Origin of the sequence: Bradyrhizobium sp. SSBR45G (genome assembly GCF_030159255.1) — a bacterium.
Taxonomy (GTDB): domain Bacteria; phylum Pseudomonadota; class Alphaproteobacteria; order Rhizobiales; family Xanthobacteraceae; genus Bradyrhizobium.
Window position 1 is genome coordinate 1 of the sequence record NZ_BSCT01000038.1, and the last position, 18,123, is coordinate 18,123.

Annotated in this window: 11 protein-coding genes; 6 read left to right on the forward strand and 5 right to left on the reverse strand. The window is 65.9% G+C overall.

What is annotated here, in order from left to right; translation table 11 throughout:
* Positions 1 to 222: 222 nt before the first annotated feature.
* Complete coding sequence (gene shc, locus QQL87_RS30675; protein WP_284422920.1) at positions 223 to 2,277, reverse strand: squalene--hopene cyclase; 2,055 nt, start codon at positions 2,275 to 2,277, stop codon at positions 223 to 225.
* Positions 2,278 to 2,490: 213 nt separating this feature from the next.
* Positions 2,491 to 2,898, reverse strand: a complete 408-nt coding sequence (locus QQL87_RS30680) for an MAPEG family protein (protein ID WP_284422919.1) — start codon at positions 2,896 to 2,898, stop codon at positions 2,491 to 2,493.
* 95 nt (positions 2,899 to 2,993) lie between these two features.
* Between QQL87_RS30680 and hemH the strand changes: the two genes are divergently transcribed.
* From hemH to QQL87_RS30695, 3 genes are all read left to right on the forward strand, one after another.
* Positions 2,994 to 4,046 (forward strand): ferrochelatase, encoded by a 1,053-nt coding sequence (gene hemH / locus QQL87_RS30685; protein WP_284422918.1) that lies wholly within the window; start codon positions 2,994 to 2,996, stop codon positions 4,044 to 4,046.
* A gap of 195 nt (positions 4,047 to 4,241) precedes the next feature.
* The gene (locus tag QQL87_RS30690) at positions 4,242 to 5,243 is read left to right on the forward strand and encodes an SPFH domain-containing protein (protein WP_284422917.1); all 1,002 of its coding nucleotides are present in this window, start codon (positions 4,242 to 4,244) and stop codon (positions 5,241 to 5,243) included.
* A 16-nt stretch (positions 5,244 to 5,259) separates the two neighbouring features.
* Positions 5,260 to 5,706 carry an NfeD family protein gene (locus QQL87_RS30695; RefSeq protein ID WP_284422916.1) on the forward strand — a complete coding sequence of 149 codons (447 nt, stop codon included), beginning with the start codon at positions 5,260 to 5,262 and terminating at the stop codon, positions 5,704 to 5,706.
* 138 nt (positions 5,707 to 5,844) lie between these two features.
* Here the strand turns inward: QQL87_RS30695 and QQL87_RS30700 are convergent, their stop codons facing one another.
* The gene (locus QQL87_RS30700) at positions 5,845 to 7,542 is read right to left on the reverse strand and encodes an outer membrane beta-barrel protein (protein WP_284422915.1); all 1,698 of its coding nucleotides are present in this window, start codon (positions 7,540 to 7,542) and stop codon (positions 5,845 to 5,847) included.
* Between the two features lie 170 nt (positions 7,543 to 7,712).
* Here QQL87_RS30700 and QQL87_RS30705 point away from each other — a divergent pair, with 170 nt between their 5' ends.
* The 3 genes from QQL87_RS30705 to QQL87_RS30715 all read left to right on the forward strand — a co-directional run bounded on the left by QQL87_RS30705 (position 7,713) and on the right by QQL87_RS30715 (position 10,476).
* Entirely contained in the window at positions 7,713 to 8,714 is a 1,002-nt protein-coding gene (locus QQL87_RS30705) for a KpsF/GutQ family sugar-phosphate isomerase (RefSeq protein WP_284422914.1), read from the forward strand.
* 120 nt (positions 8,715 to 8,834) lie between these two features.
* A complete protein-coding gene (locus QQL87_RS30710) occupies positions 8,835 to 9,650 on the forward strand; it encodes an arylamine N-acetyltransferase family protein (protein WP_284422913.1) in 816 nt (271 codons plus the stop codon).
* A 10-nt stretch (positions 9,651 to 9,660) separates the two neighbouring features.
* Entirely contained in the window at positions 9,661 to 10,476 is an 816-nt protein-coding gene (locus tag QQL87_RS30715) for an arylamine N-acetyltransferase family protein (protein WP_284422912.1), read from the forward strand.
* A gap of 929 nt (positions 10,477 to 11,405) precedes the next feature.
* Here the strand turns inward: QQL87_RS30715 and QQL87_RS30720 are convergent.
* Both QQL87_RS30720 and gltB read right to left on the reverse strand, forming a co-directional pair.
* Positions 11,406 to 12,854, reverse strand: a complete 1,449-nt coding sequence (locus QQL87_RS30720) for a glutamate synthase subunit beta (RefSeq protein ID WP_284422911.1) — start codon at positions 12,852 to 12,854, stop codon at positions 11,406 to 11,408.
* Positions 12,855 to 13,109: 255 nt separating this feature from the next.
* The gene (gltB, locus tag QQL87_RS30725) at positions 13,110 to 17,846 is read right to left on the reverse strand and encodes a glutamate synthase large subunit (protein WP_284422910.1); all 4,737 of its coding nucleotides are present in this window, start codon (positions 17,844 to 17,846) and stop codon (positions 13,110 to 13,112) included.
* Between the last annotated feature and the right edge of the window lie 277 nt (positions 17,847 to 18,123).

The following is an 18,123-nucleotide window of genomic DNA, read 5'->3' on the forward strand; positions in this document are numbered from 1 at the left end:
ACCTCTTAGCCCGAGGCGAAGTGTGAATCCGGTAGCCCCTTGCGGGAGAGGGCATGTAGGAAAGTGCAGCAAGCTCGATTAGGTGAGGGGTATGCTTCCGCAATGTCGTCCGCGGTGAGATACCCCTCACCCGATCGAGTACGTGGATGGGCCGGAGATGCCCTCTCCCGCAAGGGGAGAGGGCGCATTCATGTGCACCTGCTACGTTTGCAGGGTCATCGCCTACCCATGCCCGTGCGGCCGCAGCGCGCGGCCCAAGGCCATCAGGGGGAAGTAGTGGCGGTACATGCCATAGCGCAGCATGAACGCGCGGGAGAGTTCCGGGCCCTGCATCAGCCGCTCCGACAGCGCGGGATCGTTCAGCTTGATGGTCTGGCCGACGCCGTAGCCGGGGAAGCCGGTGCCGGTGAATTCCGGCTCGTCCCAGGTCCCGGCCGACTGGCGCTCGACCAGCCACATGCAGCCGCGCTCGATCGCGTCCTTGTCATCAGGCCGGTTGGCGGCGAGCAGCGCCATCAGCGCCCACGCGGTCTGCGACGCCGTGGCGGTGCCGCGGCCGACCGCGCTGATGTCCATGTAGGAGGCGCAGCTCTCGCCCCAGCCGCCATCGGCCTGCTGGTGGGCGACCAGCCAGTCGCAGGCGCGGCCGATATAGGGCAGGCTCATGTCCTCGCCGATCGCGGCCAGCGCCGGCAGCACCGCGCCGGTGCCGTAGACGTAGTTGACGCCCCAGCGGCCGAACCACGGACCGCTCGGCTCCTGCTCCCGTCGGATATAGTTCAGCGCCTGCACCATGGACGGATGGTTGCGCGAGATGCCGAGCTTGCCGAACGCCTCGACGATGTGGGCGGTGACGTCGACCGACGGCGGATCGAGCGCCTCGCCATAATCGCAGAACGGAATCTTGGTCAGGATCTTCTGGTTGTTGTCCTTGTCGAAGGCGCCCCAGCCGCCGCCCTGGCTCTGCATGCCGATCAGCCAGTCGACGCCGAGCTGGATGGCCTCGTCGATGCCCTTCGCCTTCCATTTCGGATCATGGCGCAGCGGCGCCAGCGCGATCAGCGCGACGGCGGTGTCATCGGTGTCGGGATAGAAGGCGTTGGCGTATTCGAACGCCCAGCCGCCCGGCTTGACGTGCGGCAGCTTCATCGACCAGTCGCCGGGCACGCGCACCTGCCGGTCCAGCACCCAGTTGACCGCCTTGTCGACGGCTTCGGGATAATCGCCAAGCACGCCGGCATCGTCGAAGGCGAGCAAAGTGAGGATCGTGTCCCACACCGGGCTGTTGGTGGCCTGGATGTAGGTGGCCTCGCCGACATCGACGCGCCAGCCGGGATCGTTCAGTGCATCGAGGCCCTTCGCGAGCACCGGATGGTTGAGCGGATAGCCCTCGGAATAGAGCGCCATCAGGCCGTAGATCCAGGGCGGCTGGATGCCGCCCCAGGCGCCGTCGAAATCCTGGTGACGGATCATCCATTCCAGCACGCGGCTGCGGGCTGCGGGCCGGAACAGCCCGAGATTGAGCCGATCGCCGAAGTTCTGCAGCGCATGCAGCACCTTGTCGGCGCCGCGGAAGAACTTGTCCCAGCCGCCGGCATTGGCCTTGACCGGCAGGTCGTAATCGAACGACCTGCGCCCGTGCGGAAACAGCGCGTCGAGCCGGTTCTCGGGCGCCAGCGGGCGGCTCGGCCGCCGTGCCGACAACACTGCGATCGGCATCAGGGTGGCGCGCGCCCATTGCGCGAAATTGTAGATCGAGAACGGAAACCAGAGCGGAAACCAGATCACCTCGGGCGGGATGTTCGGCGTCTTCTCCCACGGCCATTCGCCGATCAAGGCGAGCCAGTAGCGGGTGAAGACGCGGATGTTGCGCAGGCCGCCCTTGGCCTCGATCCATTCACGGGCGCGGCGCACCGGCGGCTCGTCGTCGCGGAAGCCAAGCGAGCGGAGCGCCGCATAGGCCTCGACCGTGGCATTGATGTCGCCATTGGGGGCGCCGAAATAGACCTGCCAGGCGCCGTCGGGACGCTGGCTGTCGAGCAGCGACTGGCCCAGCCGCTTGCGCAGCGGATGGTCCTCCAGCCCCATGAACCACAGCGCGAGGCACCATTGCGCCTCCATGCAGGCGTTGGACTCGGCGCGGCCGACCCAGTGGCCGTCCGGCTTCTGGCTGGCGATCAGCCAGTCGGAGGCCGCCCGCACCGTCGATTGCAGGGCCGTCGCATAGTTTCCCGGGTCGCGCGAGGCGCGCGCGGAGGCCGAGCTGGTCAGCGTCATCACAATCCCTCTGGCGGCCTCACAGCGCCGCTGCAGCAGTCGAATTCACCCCGCCCTATAGGGAATTTCGCCGCCAAATCCAATCAACTGGCCGTAGTGGACCAGATCAAAGGACGAACGAAGTGCGTACACAGGGCGGCCGGGCGCCTCTGCATAGCGCGCCCATTCTTGCCGCGGTGTGACGCTGCTCACGCGGCGAGGCGGGGAGAGTTGTCAAATGGGCAGGTAATTGCGCAGGACAGGCAGAAAGAAGATCGCGACGGTGATCAAGAAGCCGATCGCCCACAGGATCGAGCGCAGCGCGGGCCGGTTGCCCACATATGTGAGCACATAGGCGCTGCGCACGATCAGGAACAACACCGACAGCTCGTTGATCAGGTTCTGCGGCGCCCCGCGGAACTCGGCCAGCAGCACGGCTGCCGCGAAGAACGGGAACGCCTCGATGCCGTTCTGATGGGCCCCCAGCGCACGCTCGCGGATGCCGCCATCGTAGAACCCGGGATCACGCGGTCTGGCATTATCGTAGCGCCCGGCCTGTCCGGCGCTGATCCATTTCACGGGAACGATCGTTACCAGGTACAGCACGACACTGGCGAAAATGCACAATTCTGCAATCGTCATGGCTCCTCCGGCCCGATGACATCGGTGAAATGGCCCTTATCTTGACAATGCCGAAACAAGCCGCCAAGCCACGTCCTTCACTCGTCACGGGCATCATGACCGCCGCCATCTCTCTGGACAATGCCAGGCCTGTTGATACCAGGCCGTTGCCGGTCGCGAGCGCTGCGCGCGCTGGCGTGCTGTTGGTCAATCTCGGCACGCCCGATACGGCGGACGCCGCCGGCGTGCGGGTGTATCTGAAGGAATTCCTGTCCGACCGCCGCGTGATCGAGGACCAGGGCCTGCTGTGGAAGATCATCCTCAACGGGATCATCCTCAACGTCCGGCCGCGCAAGAAGGCCAAGGACTACCAGTCGATCTGGAACACCGAGCTGAACGAATCGCCGCTGAAGACGATCACTCGCGCGCAGAGCGAAAAGCTGGCGGCCAGCATCGCCGATCGCAGCCACGTCATGGTCGATTGGGCGATGCGCTACGGCAACCCGTCGATCAAGGCCGGTATCGAGGGCCTGATGGCCAAAGGCTGCGACCGCATCCTGGTCGTGCCGCTCTATCCGCAATATTCGGCCGCGACGTCGGCCACGGTGTGCGACGAGGCGTTCCGCGTGCTGGGGCAAATGCGCGCCCAGCCGACCCTGCGGGTGACGCCGCCTTATTACAACGACGATTTCTACATCGAGGCGCTCGCCGTCTCGATCGAGGATCACCTCAAGACGCTGCCGTACAAGCCCGAGCTGATCGTGGCCTCGTTCCACGGCATGCCCAAGGAATATGTCGACAAGGGCGATCCCTATCGCGAGCAGTGTATCGCGACCACCGAACTGTTGCGCAAGCGGCTCGGCATGGACGACACCAAGCTGATGCTGACCTTCCAGTCGCGCTTCGGCTTCTCGGAGTGGCTGCAGCCCTACACCGACAAGACCATCGAGAAGCTTGCCAAGGACGGCGTCAAGCGCATCGCCGTGGTCATGCCGGGCTTCTCGGCCGACTGCCTGGAGACGCTGGAGGAGATCTCCGGCGAGAACTGCGAGATCTTCAAGCACAATGGCGGCGAGGAATTCTCCGCCGTGCCATGCCTGAACGACAGCGCCCCGGGCATGGAGGTGCTGCGGCAATTGGTGCTGCGCGAGCTCCAAGGCTGGCTCTGAGCCGGTCCGATGACGGTATTCTGCCGCTCGCTAGGTCAACCGAGCGCAGCTGCAAGGCCGGTTTTCGGTTGGATTGCGAAAATACTTTCCTGAACCGCGCCCCTCGGACCCCCGACAAACTCACGCGGCAATCCCTAGATTGTGATGGCTGCAGAGTTCGGTGAGGAGACGATTTTCTCCTCCCTTGGAGGGTCCATGAGCGGTTTCGAGATTTTTGTCATAGGACTGGCGCTGCTGGTCGTCCTCACGCTGGTCGCCGGTGTCAAGACGGTGCCGCAGGGGTTCGACTGGACCGTCGAGCGGTTCGGCAAATACACCGGCACCCTGTCGCCGGGCCTCAACATCATCGTGCCGTTCTTCGACCGCATCGGCCGCAAGGTCAACATGATGGAGCAGGTGATCGACATCCCCGAGCAGGAGGTGATCACCAAGGACAACGCCACCGTGACGGTGGACGGCGTCGCCTTCTACCAGGTGTTCGACGCCGCCAAGGCGAGCTACGAGGTGTCGAATCTCAACCAGGCGATCGTCACCTTGACCATGACCAACATCCGCTCGGTGATGGGCGCGATGGATCTCGACCAGGTGCTGTCGCATCGCGACGAGATCAACGAGCGGCTGCTGCGCGTCGTCGACGCCGCAGTGTCGCCCTGGGGCCTCAAGGTCAACCGCATCGAGATCAAGGACATCGTGCCGCCGGCCGACCTGGTCGAGGCGATGGGCCGGCAGATGAAGGCCGAGCGCGTCAAGCGTGCCGACATCCTGCAGGCCGAGGGCCAGCGGCAGTCGGAAATTCTCCGCGCGGAAGGTGCCAAGCAGAGCCAGATCCTGCAGGCCGAAGGCCGCCGCGAGTCGGCGTTTCTCGACGCGCAGGCGCGCGAGCGCGCCGCGGAGGCCGAGGCCAAGGCGACGCAGATGGTGTCGGAGGCGATCTCGAAGGGCGACGTCGCCGCGCTCAACTACTTCATCGCCGACAAATACATCAAGGCGTTCGGTCAGCTCGCCGACTCGCCGAACCAGAAGGTGATCATGCTGCCGCTGGAGGCGACGGGCATGCTGGCCTCACTCGCCGGCATCGGCGAGATCGCCAAGGCGACCTTCGGCGAGAGCGCGACCTCGGCCGTGGCGGCGCGCCGCGGTGGCTCGGTGCCGTCGGCACGCGCGACGCCGAATCCGCCGATACCGCCGCAATCATAGGCAGGGGAGGTCGTTCATGAGCGACATGTTCGTCACGCTCGGCACCTGGAACTGGTTGATCTTCGGCATCATCCTGATGGCGCTGGAGCTGCTCGCGCCGGGCATCTTCCTGTTCTGGCTCGGCCTCGCGGCGCTTTTGGTCGGCCTGATCTCGTTCGTGATCGCGCCCGGATGGCAGCTGCAGATCCTGCTGTTCGCGCTGTTCGCGATCGCCGCCGTGCCGCTATGGCGCCGCGTCGCCCGCGCCAGCGCCAGGCCATCGCAGGACAATCCGTTCCTCAACCGCCGCTCGGCCGCCCTGGTCGGCCGCGAGTTCACCTTGGAGAAGCCGATCGTCGGCGGCAACGGCACCGTCCGCATCGACGACACGGTCTGGCGCGTCGCCGGCCCGGACACGCCGGCCGGCAGCCGCGTCCGCATCGTCCAGGCCGATGGCGCCCAGCTGACGGTGGCCGCGGCGTAGGCCTGCGAGGCGAGTGATCGTTTGAGTCCGCGGCCTCACCACGTCATTGCGAGCGAAGCGAAGCAATCCAGAGTCGCGCGCTTAGCCCTGGATTGCTTCGTCGCTTCGCTCCTCGCAATGACGGGGAGAGAGCGGGGGTTAATTCTGCAGCCTGACGCCGAGCATCACGACCGTGCCCGACGAGCCGGCGCCCGCAATGTTGGAGTCCAGCTTGTCGTAGCGCAGCGTGCCCTTGACCCAGAGACTGCGCGTCATCTTGTAGACGAGGTTGCCTTCCGCCGAATAGGTCCGGTCGTTGCGGCCATAGCCCTGGTAGTCGAGCGTGCCGAAGGTGAATTTGCCGATGCCGGTCAGCCAGCGCCGGAAGTCGTGGTCGACCTGCACCGTGTAGGTGCGCACCAGCACGCCGGAGGCGCCGGCCACGGTGGTCTCCGCAACCTGCGTGTCGGAGAAGAACCGCGCTGTCGTGAGCGGCGTCGCCGACCACACCAGCGAGGCCGAGGTGAGAAAGCCCTGCAGGCGGTTGAGCCGGGGATCGGTGTAGCTGCGGGTGGCGTAGCCGAGCGAGAGCTCGCCGGTCAAAAGCCGGGTGAACTCGAACGAGGTGCCGGCCTTGGCGTAGCCGCCGGCCGAATCGCGCTGGTAGCCGGAGCGGTCGAACTGCTGGTCGTAGTTGCGGGTGTTGCCCTGGACCTCGGCAAACGGCTTCAGGCCGGGCGTGACCTCGTAGGACACCCGGCCGATGCCGCCGAACTGGTTGTAGTTGCGGTCGTCGTTCGACGTCATCGTGCCGTCGGTCAGCTTGCTCTCTTGATAGCTGGTGCGGTCGGCGGTGGCGCCGGCCGAGATCTGCAGCCGGTTGAAGCGCTGGTCGACGCCTATGGTGGTGCCGAGCGTGGTGTAGATCGGATAGCGCGCCAATCCAGCCTGCACGCTCGGGCTGCCGGGATTGTCGGTTGCTGCGCGTAAGCGGAGCTGGGCGCCGACCGAGGTGTCGCGGGTGACGTCGAGGCGGCCGTCGACATGGCCGGTGAAATCGGGGCGGTCGAGTGTGGTCGGCGCGGAATTGATGCCGCCGTCCATGATGGCGGGCAGGGTGCTGCCATAGCCGGTGAAGGAGCCGCGCAGGTCGGCGACCACGGCGTGGCGGTCCCAGTTGGACACCGCCAGGAATTCCGGCGCGATCATCCACGCCGGCATGCCGCGCGCATTGGCGAGTCGGGCCGGGTTGCTGTCATAGCCGGCCGACAGCTCGACCGCGCCCTTGACCAGGAACGGCCCGACATAGTCACCGACCGCGCCGAACGGGTCGTCATCGATGCGCAGGCGCCGGCGCGCCGGCTGGCCTGGGACGGTGCCCGCCATGGCGGCCGGGACCGGCTGCCGGTTGGCGGACGCCGAGGGCGGCAGGGTCGGGCGCAGTTGGCCGGCGAGATCGCCGGACGAGGGCGTGCCGGGTCCCGGCGCCGGCCTGGGCCGCGCCTGGGCGGGGTAGTATTTCGGCTTCTTGCGCGTCCGGTTCAGCGAATCATAGCCGACATCGGCCGCGCCGCTGGCGGCGGGGACGCCGGGCAGGGGGACGCGGTTGGTGCGGGATGCGGAGCCGGCCGGAGCTGGCGTGGACGGCACCCCGGGGTTTGTGACGGCATCGGAGAGGCCGCTGACCGCGGTCCGCCGCAATGGCGATTCCTGCGGAGCCAGAAAGCCGTCGCGCACCGGTCGGAACACGTCGATGGTCTGGGACTGGGCCGGTCCGGCGCCGAGCAGCAGGCAGATGGCGGAGGCGCCGCGCCACATCGCGCGCCCTGCGCGGCCGCTGTCAGGCCTCCACCCCACGATGAAATACTCCAACAAAATCAATTGCGTCGTCGGGGAATCCCGCGTCGCCGGCCAACACCGTCGTTAAGGGAGTAAAAACAAATATGGTTAATGGGCTGTTGATGACGCCTTGCTGCCTTACCCATGCTAAAGAGCGGCGCCTGACTGTTTCAGCCTTGGAAGCGAGAATGCCGAGATCGAAGCCGTTGACCGAAGCCCCTCCCGCCAACGCGGATATCCAATCGGCGCTGCGCACGCTCGACGCCGGCAGCAACGGCATTGCCGCGATCTCGGCTGCGTTGCGCGGTCCGCTGGGCCCGGCCTTTGCGGCCGCCGTCGAGCTGATCCGCCAGGCCAAGGGCCGCGCCATTCTCACCGGACTCGGCAAGTCCGGCCACGTCGCGCGCAAGATGGCCGCGACCCTGGCCTCGACCGGCACGCCCGCCTTCTTCGTCCATTCCGCCGAGGCCGGCCATGGCGATCTTGGCATGATCACCTCCGACGACGTCGTCATCGCGCTGTCCTGGTCCGGCGAGCAGCCGGAGATGAAGACGCTGGTCAATTACACCAAGCGTTTCGCCATCCCGATGATCGCGATCACGTCGAACGCGCAATCGTCGCTGGGGCAGGCCGCGCGCATCGTGCTCGAGCTGCCCCGGGCGCGCGAAGCCTGTCCGCACAATCTGGCGCCGACCACCTCGACCCTGATGCAGGCCGCGATCGGCGATGCGCTCGCGATCGCGCTGCTCGAAGGCCGCGGCTTCACCGCGCTCGAATTCGCCAATTTCCACCCGGGCGGCAAGCTTGGCGCCATGCTCAAGCACATCTCGGACCTGATGCGCTCGGGCGACGCGGTGCCGCTGAAGCCGCTCGGCACCGGCATGACCGATGCGCTGGCCGAGATGTCGGCCAAGGGGCTGGGCTGCGTCGTCATCGTCGACGGTCGCGGCCATGTCGCGGGGATCATCACCGACGGCGATCTCCGCCGGAAGATGCGCGCCGATCTGTTGTCCGTCTCGGTGGACGAGATCATGACCGCCAACCCGCGCACCGTCCGCCGCGAGGCACTCGCCTCCGAGGCGCTGGAGATCCTGAACTCCGCCAAGATCACGACCTTGATCGTGACCGACGGCGCCAAGCCCGTCGGTATCCTGCACATGCATGATCTCTTGCGCGCCGGGGTAGCGTGATCTCACCCGCCGTCATTGCGAGGAGCGTAGCGACGAAGCAATCCAGAGTCCTTGTTCAGCCCCAGGATTGCTTCGCTTCGCTCGCAAGTCGAACGCGAGCTTGCCGCTAGAGCTGTACTCATGCCTCCCGACTTCGATCTCGACAAATACATCACCCGCAGCGGCTATCGCGGGCCGCTGGCGCCGACGCTTGAAACGCTGAGCGGGCTGCAGGCGGCGCATGTCGATGCGATCGCGTTCGAAGGCATCGATCCGCTGCTCGGCCGGCCCGTGAACATCGATCTCGCCGCGGTGCAGGCCAAGATCGTCGACGGCCGCCGCGGCGGCTATTGCTTCGAGCAGAATGCGCTGCTGAAGGCGGCGCTGGAGGCGATCGGCTTTGCGGTCACGCCGCTGTCGGCGCGGGTGCGTTGGCGGCTCGATGCGGATGCGCCGCTGACGCCGCGCACGCATATGATGCTCAAGGTCGACCTGCCGGAGGGCCCCTATCTCGCCGATGTCGGCTTCGGCTCCTGCCTGCTCGATACGCCATTGCGGATGGTGCCCGACATCGAGCAGCCGACAGTGATGGGGACGTTTCGTCTGACGTTGTCTGACGGGCTGCACTGGCTCGCGGCCAAGCAGCCGGCCGGCTGGCGCATGATGTACGTGTTCGATCTCGTGCCGCAGATCCATGCCGACTATGTGCTCGGCAACTGGTTCACCTCGACCAGCCCGTCGACACCGTTCACCTCGGTGCTGATCCTGGAGCGTCTGACATCAGAGGCGCGCTACCGGCTCGTCAACCGCCGCTTCGTCATCGAGGCGCGCGATGGTGAGGTGAAGAGCGAGCGCATCATCGAGACGCCGGAAGCGCTGCGGAACGTGATCGATGAGGTGTTCGGCGTGGCGCTTCCCGTGCCGGCGGATGATGTCTGGGCGCGGACCGAGAGCTGAGCGCGCGACGATGGCCGACGCCTTTCAGCTCGACAGATATCTCGCCCGCATCGGCTATTCCGGGCCCCTGAGACCAGATCTCGCGACGCTCACGGCGCTGCAGGCCGCGCATGTCGACGCGATCCCGTTCGAGGCGCTCGATCCGCTACTGGGGCGCCCGGTACTGGTCGATCTGCCCTCGGTCGAGCAGAAGCTCGTATTCAGCCGGCGCGGCGGCTACTGCTTCGAGCAGAGCGTGCTGTTCCAGGCGGTGCTGGACGCGATCGGATTCAAGGCCATCGGTCTCACCGGGCGGGTGCGCTGGCGTTCGGCTCCTGGCGATCCGCTCGGACCGCGACAGCACATGATGCTGCTGGTCGAGCTCGATGGTCGTCCCTACATCGCCGACGTCGGCTTCGGCATCTGCATGATGGACGCGCCGATTCCGCTAGAGATCGGGCACGAGCAGCCGACCGCGATGGGAACCTTCCGCGTCGACACGTGGAACGGGCTCTATACGTTGAGTGCCAGGCAGCCGACCGGCTGGCGCATGATGTACGCCTTCGACCTGGTGCCGCAGATCCATGCCGACTATGTGCTCGGCAGCTGGTACACCTCGACCAACCCGACGGTGCCCATCACCACCACGCTGATCATGGAGCGGGTCACGCGCACCGCGCGGCACAAGCTGGTCAACCGCCGCTCGGTGATCGAGGCGCGCGATGGTGAGATCACCGAGGAACGTACGATCCAGACCGCTGCCGAGCTCGGCCGCGTCATCGATGAGATCTTCCGCGTGACACCGCCGGTGCCCGTCGACGACATCTGGGCGCGAACGACGATTTGATTGCAGCATCGACGTACGACAACAATGTTCGATGATCGAACGTTGCTCGTGATTCATGCGAACCGCGGGCACACGGATCGTGTGCTTTTTTCGAGTCTTGACCAGCATTTGAATGGAATGCCGGCGCCGTCATTCTTCTTATCTTAAGAGTCGCAGCCTTAGGTTGCGGGAACCTGAGGGGGCTCGCGGCGTCCGGCTGTCGAACAATGGGGACCGTTCAAGATGATTGACATCGTGATGCGCGCCACACGTGCAATCTCGTTGAGCATGTCGAACGCGGAGCGGGGCACCTGCCACCGCACGCGGCCGCATCCCGCCTGAGTTTCGGAGCCGCACAAGCCGCGGCTCATCCGAGCTGGCCTGACGGCCAGGACGGGTGGGGGCTTCACGGTGGATCGTCGTCTCTGACGCTTCGACGCTCATCCGATCGATCATGGGACGACGGCCTGACCTGCCACTTCAGGCCGTGCGGAAACTCACGTCGAGGAAGCCCCCACCCCTTTTTGTCTGTTGTCAGATGGATTCGATATGAGACCGCGATGACGGTGCGCGCCCCGCCCCCTTGAGGGGACGGGGGGTCCACGCGTCCCGCTCGACGTATTGAGGGATAGGCAGATCGTTCTGCGAGCAGGGGGCTCGCTGAAGTCGAACGGCCTCACCGCGCCATTGCGAGCGGAGCGAAGCAATTCAGAGTCGTTTGCTGGGCTCTGGATTGCTTCGTCGCTTCGCTCCTCGCAATGACGGGAGTGCGTTAGACAACGAATTGCTCGCCGCGCGTCAGCTCAAAGGCTGGCGAACTCAACGCGATTCAGCGCCCGGAGACCCCCACCCCCAACCCCTCCCCGCAAGGAGGAGGGGAGCGCACCAACTTTGCGGTGGCAGGTCGAGTCCAACTGAGTGGGCCTCGCCCAACCAACGCCCTTCCGCGCTCACCGCGGCAGCTCGGTTTTGCCCATCAGGAACTTGTCGACGGCCTGGGCGCACAGGCGGCCTTCGCGGATTGCCCACACCACCAGCGACTGGCCGCGGCGCATGTCGCCGGCGGAGAACACTTTCGGCAGCGAGGTCTGGTAGTCCGTCAAATTGGCCTTGACGTTGCCGCGCGGGTCGAGGTCGACGCCGAGGCCCTTGAGCAGGCCCTCGTGCATCGGATGGACGAAGCCCATCGCCAGCAGGACGAGGTCCGCATCGAGCACGAATTCGGTGCCCGGGATCGGCTTGAACTGGCCGTCGACGCGTACGCAATGCAGCTTCTTGACGACGCCGTTCTCGCCTTCGAACTTCTGCGTCAGCACCGCGAATTCGCGCACCGCGCCTTCGGCCTGGCTCGATGAGGTCCGCATCTTCAGCGGCCAGTTCGGCCAGGTCAGCGCCTTATCCTCGCGCTCCGGCGGCGCCGGCATGATCTCAAGCTGGGTGACCGACTTGGCGCCCTGGCGCAGCGAGGTGCCGATGCAGTCGCTGCCGGTGTCGCCGCCGCCGATGACGACGACGTGCTTGCCGCCGGCGAGGATCTCGGTCGCGTTCACGGGCTCGTTGCCGACGCGGCGGTTCTGCTGCGGCAGGAAGTCCATCGCGTAGTGGATGCCGGAGAGATCGCGGCCAGGGATCGGCAGATCGCGCGGCGCTTCCGCGCCGCCGGTCAGCGCCACGGCATCGTAATCCTTCAGCAGGGTCTTGGCATCGAGGCCATCCTTGCCGCCAACGTTGACGCCGTAATGGAAGGTGACGCCTTCGCCCTCCATCTGTCCGATGCGGCGGTCGATGATGCCTTTCTCCATCTTGAAGTCGGGAATGCCATAGCGCAGCAGGCCCCCGGCCTTGGCGTTCTTCTCATAGACATGGACGTCGTGGCCGGCGCGCGCAAGCTGTTGCGCGGCAGCGAGACCGGCGGGGCCTGCGCCGACGATGGCGACCTTCTTGCCGGTCTTGACCGCGGCCGGCTCCGGCTTGACCCAGCCGTTCTCCCAGGCCTTGTCGACGATGGCGCATTCGATCGTCTTGATGGTCACCGGATTGTCGTCGATGTTCAGCGTGCACGACGCTTCGCACGGGGCAGGGCAGATGCGGCCGGTGAACTCCGGGAAATTGTTGGTCGAGTGCAAATTGCGCGCGGCCTCTTCCCAGTTGCCGTTGTAGATCAGGTCGTTCCAGTCCGGGATCTGGTTGTTGACCGGGCAGCCGGTGGTGCCCGGCGCGGCCGAGCCGGTGCCGTGGCAATAGGGGATGCCGCAGTTCATGCAGCGCGCCGCCTGGTCGCGCAGCTCCTTCTCGGAGAGCGGCACCACGAACTCATTGAAGTTCTTCAGACGCTCGGCAACCGGCGCGTACTTGCGATCGTGCCGCTCGATTTCGAGAAAACCTGTGACCTTGCCCATGACCTGTGACGTCCCTGACTGCTCGGGCCTCATTGTTCGAGACGGCGCTTTCGCGCCTCCTCACCATGAGGGTTTAGTTTCCTGCTTCTCCTCACCCTGAGGAGCGGCGCGTGCGCCGCGTCTCGAAGGGCGAGGCCCGTCTGCTTCATACCGTCATTGCGAGGAGCCGGAGGCGACGAAGCAATCCAGACTGTCTTCCTGGCCCTGGATTGCTTCGCTGCGCTCGCAATGACGTCCTTGGTTGTCGCCCTCGCCTCAAGCCCCTATCGCGATCTTCGGCTCGGCGTCGGCCTTGGCCGCGAGCTCCCGCAGCGCGCGGCGGTACTCGACCGGCATCACCTTGCGGAACTTCGGCGCGTAATCCTTCCAGTTCGCCAGGATGTCGGCGGCGCGCTTGGAGCCGGTCGCCTTGGCATGGCGCGAGATCAGGACGTGCAGCCGCTCGATGTCGGAGGCCAGCAGGTTCTTGAACACGTCGACCCGGCCGTGCGCCTCGAGATCGCCCATCTGGTGATAGGTGTCCTCGGCGATCATCTCCTCCGACAGCACAGGCTCCAGCTCGACCATCGCCATGTTGCAATGCTTGTCGAAGTCGCCGGCCTCGTCGAGCACATAGGCCACGCCGCCCGACATGCCCGCCGCGAAGTTGCGCCCGGTCTTGCCGAGCACGACGACGATGCCGCCGGTCATGTATTCGCAGCAATGATCGCCCGCGCCCTCGACGACCGCGACCGCGCCCGAGTTGCGGACCGCGAAGCGCTCGCCGGCAATGCCGCGGAAGTAGCACTCGCCCGAGATGGCGCCGTACATCACGGTGTTGCCGACGATGATCGACTCCTCCGGTACGATGCCGGAGTTCCGCGGCGGCTTGACGATGATGCGGCCGCCCGACAGGCCCTTGCCGACATAGTCGTTGCCTTCGCCTTCGAGCTCGAAGGTGACGCCATTGGCGAGCCAGGCGCCGAAGGCCTGGCCGGCGGTGCCCTTCAGGCTGACATGGATGGTGTCCTGCGGCAGGCCGGCATGACCGTAGATCTTGGCCACCGCGCCCGAGAGCATCGCGCCCGCCGAACGGTTGGTGTTGTTGATCTCTGCCTCGATTCTCACCGGCGCGCCGCGGTCGAGCGCGGGCCTGGCCTGCTCGATCAGCTTGCGGTCGAGCACGGCCTCGAGGTGATGATCTTGCATCTCCGCATGGTGGATCTTCTGGCCCGGCGCCTCCTGCTGCTTCACGAACAGCTTGGAGAAATCGAGGCCCTTGGCCTTCCAATGCGCGACCAGCTTGGACTGGTCGAGCATCTGGGTCTGGCCGACCATCTCGTTGAAGGAGCGATAGCCGAGCGCAGCCATGATCTCGCGGACTTCCTCGGCGACGAAGAAGAAGAAGTTGATCACGTGCTCGGGCTGGCCGGTGAAGCGCTTGCGCAGCACCGGGTCCTGGGTCGCGACGCCGACCGGGCAGGTGTTGAGGTGGCACTTGCGCATCATGATGCAGCCGGCCGCGATCAGCGGCGCCGTCGCGAAACCGAATTCGTCGGCGCCGAGCAGCGCGCCGATGACGACGTCACGGCCGGTGCGGAAGCCGCCGTCGACCTGGACCACGATGCGGCTGCGCAGCCGCTCGCGCACCAGCGTCTGGTGGGTCTCGGCGAGGCCGATCTCCCATGGCGAGCCGGCGTGCTTGATCGAGGTGAGGGGAGAGGCACCGGTGCCGCCTTCGAAGCCGGCGATCGTCACATGGTCGGCGCGTGCCTTGGCCACGCCAGCGGCGACCGTGCCGACGCCGACTTCCGACACCAGCTTGACCGAGACCTGACCGTCGGGATTGACGTTCTTCAGGTCGTAGATCAGCTGGGCGAGGTCCTCGATCGAATAGATGTCGTGATGCGGCGGCGGCGAGATCAGGCCGACGCCCGGGGTCGAGTGGCGGACGCGGGCAATGGTCGCGTCGACCTTGTGGCCGGGCAATTGTCCGCCTTCGCCGGGCTTGGCACCCTGCGCCATCTTGATCTGCATCATGTCGGAGTTGACGAGGTATTCCGTCGTCACGCCGAACCGGCCCGAGGCGACCTGCTTGATCGCCGAGCGCATCGAGTCGCCGTTGGGCAGCGGCTTGAAGCGGTCGGCTTCCTCGCCGCCTTCACCGGTGTTCGACTTGCCGCCGATCCGGTTCATCGCGATCGCGAGCGTGGTGTGCGCCTCGCGCGAGATCGAGCCGAAGCTCATCGCGCCGGTGGCGAAGCGCTTGACGATCTCCTTCGCCGGCTCGACCTCGTCGAGCGGGATCGGCTTGCGCTTGTCGTCCTCGGCCGACTTGATCCGGAACAGGCCGCGCAGGGTCAAGAGCCGCTCGGACTGCTCGTTGAGCAGCTTGGCGAAGGCCTGGTAGCGCTCCTTGGAGTTGCCGCGCACCGCATGCTGCAGGGTCGCGACGGACTCCGCCGTCCAGGCGTGATCCTCGCCGCGGGTGCGGAAGGCATATTCGCCGCCGACGTCGAGCGCGGTCTTGTAGACCAGCGCGTCGCCGAACGCGTCGCGATGGCGGCGCGCAGTCTCCTCGGCGATCTCGGGCAGGCCGACGCCTTCGATCGGGGTGTGGGTGCCGTAGAAGAACTTCTGCACGAATTCGGCCTTGAGCCCGACCGCGTCGAAGATCTGCGCGCCGCAATAGGACTGATAGGTCGAGATGCCCATCTTCGACATGATCTTGAGCAGACCCTTGCCGATCGACTTGATGTAGCGCTTCACCACCTCGTAGTCGCTGAGCGCGCCCGGCAGCTTGTCCTTGAGCGCGACGATGGTCTCGAAGGCGAGATAAGGATTGATCGCCTCGGCGCCGTAGCCGGCCAGGCACGCGAAGTGATGCACCTCGCGCGGCTCGCCGCTCTCCACGACGAGACCGACCGAGGTGCGCAGGCCGGTGCGGATCAGATGATGATGCACGGCGGCGCAGGCGAGCAGCGACGGAATCGGAATCCGCTGCGCCGACACCATGCGGTCGGACAGGATGATGATGTTGACGCCTTCACGGACCGCAGCTTCGGCGCGGCCGCAAAGATCCTCGAGCATCTGCTCGAAGCCGGCGGCGCCCAGGCTCGCGTCGAAGGTGGTGTCGAGCGTGCGCGAGACGAAGTGGCTGTCGGACACTTCCGAGATCGAGCGGATCTTCTCCAGGTCGGCATCGGTCAGGATCGGCTGGTGCACCTCGAGCCGCTTGGTTGAGGCGACGCCTTCGAGGTCGAACAGGTTCGGCCGCGGACCGATGATCGAGACCAGGCTCATCACCAGCTCCTCGCGGATCGGGTCGATCGGCGGGTTGGTGACCTGGGCGAAGTTCTGCTTGAAGTAGGTGAACAGCAGCTTGGGCTTGTCCGACAGCGCCGATATCGGCGCGTCGTTGCCCATCGAGCCCATCGCCTCCTCGCCGGTCGAGGCCATCGGCGTCATCAGGATGTTGATGTCCTCGGCCGTGTAGCCGAACGCCTGCTGGCGATCGAGCAGCGGCAGATTGGTGCGCGCGCCCGTGGTCGGCGCGTCCGGCAGCTTCTCGACCTGGATCTGCGTGCGGGCGAGCCACTCGGTGTAAGGGTGGCTGGCGGCGAGCTGCGCCTTGATCTCGTCGTCCGGGATCAGGCGGCCCTGTTCGAGATCGACGAGCAGCATCTTGCCCGGCTGCAGCCGCCACTTGGTGACGATCTGCTCCTCGGGAATCTTCAAGACGCCCATCTCGGACGCCATCACGATGCGGTCGTCCTTGGTCACGAGATAGCGCGCCGGCCGCAAACCGTTGCGGTCGAGCGTGGCGCCGATCTGGCGGCCGTCGGTGAAGGCGATCGCGGCCGGGCCGTCCCACGGCTCCATCAGCGCGGCGTGGTATTCGTAGAACGATCGGCGCTCCTCGCTCATCAGCGGATTGCCGGCCCACGCCTCCGGGATCATCATCATGACGGCGTGCGGCAGCGAGTAGCCGCCCTGCACCAGGAATTCGAGCGCGTTGTCGAAGCAGGCGGTGTCCGACTGGCCTTCATAGGAGATCGGCCAGAGCCGGCTGATGTCCTTGCCGAACAACTCCGACGACACCGACGCCTGCCGCGCCGCCATCCAGTTGACGTTGCCGCGCAGGGTGTTGATCTCGCCATTGTGCGCGATCATCCGGTACGGATGCGCCAGCGACCAGGTCGGGAAAGTGTTGGTCGAGAAGCGCTGATGCACCAGCGCCAGCGCGCTCTCGAAGTCCGGCTCGTGCAAATCGGCGTAGTACTTGCCGAGCTGGTCGGCCAGGAACATGCCCTTGTAGATCACGGTCCGACACGACATCGAGCAGGGGTAATAGCCCGACATGCCGCGGTCGCGGCGCTGATAGATCGCCTGCGAGATCGACTTGCGGAGGATGTAGAGCTTGCGCTCGAACTCGTCCTCGGTCTTGGCGGCGCCGTTGCGGCCGATGAATACCTGCATGCTGCGCGGCTCGGTCGGCTTGACCGTCACGCCCAGCGAGGAGTTGTCGGTCGGCACGTCGCGCCAGCCGAGCAGCACCAGACCTTCTTCCTCGATCTGGTCGGCGATGATGCTCTTGATGACGTTACGCCAGGCCTCGTCGCGCGGCATGAACAGCGCGCCGATGGCGTATTCGCCCGGAGCCGGCAGCGTGAAGCCGAGCTCCTTCGCCTTGCGGCCAAAGAACGCGTGCGGAATCTGCACCAGGATGCCGGCGCCGTCGCCGAAGCGCGGATCGGCGCCGACGGCGCCGCGGTGCTCGAGGTTGCAGAGAATGCTCAGCGCATCCGCAACGATCTGATGCGACTTTTGGCCCTTGATGTTGGCGATGAAGCCGACGCCGCAGGAATCCTTCTCCTGCGAGGGGTCATAGAGACCCTCGGCCTCCGGCCGCCACGTATGCAACTCGCGGGTGATCTCGGCCGGTTTTTCGTGCGAATCCACAGCCAGCACCGCGCCGCCCAACTTTCCGTGCTCGACCTTCGATCCGCTCATATCCGTCCCCATAAATTATTGGTCAGGGCCTTCACCACAGTCCGGTACAGTCCGGCGCACCCCGGGCGCTGCGCGGGCCCCTCTCCGGAACCAACGCTCGTCCTTCTCAGCGAGCCGCATTTGCAGAATTCAGGCCAGTCGCCGGGGGACAGGGTCCCCTCTGGACGACGGCGGCCTGTTCGTGTCGCAACGCCCATGCCGCAAGGTCACTGGGCGCCGTAACATCATTGCAAAGTCTCGGTCACCTTTGCAACGAAATTTTAGACAGCATTTCTGT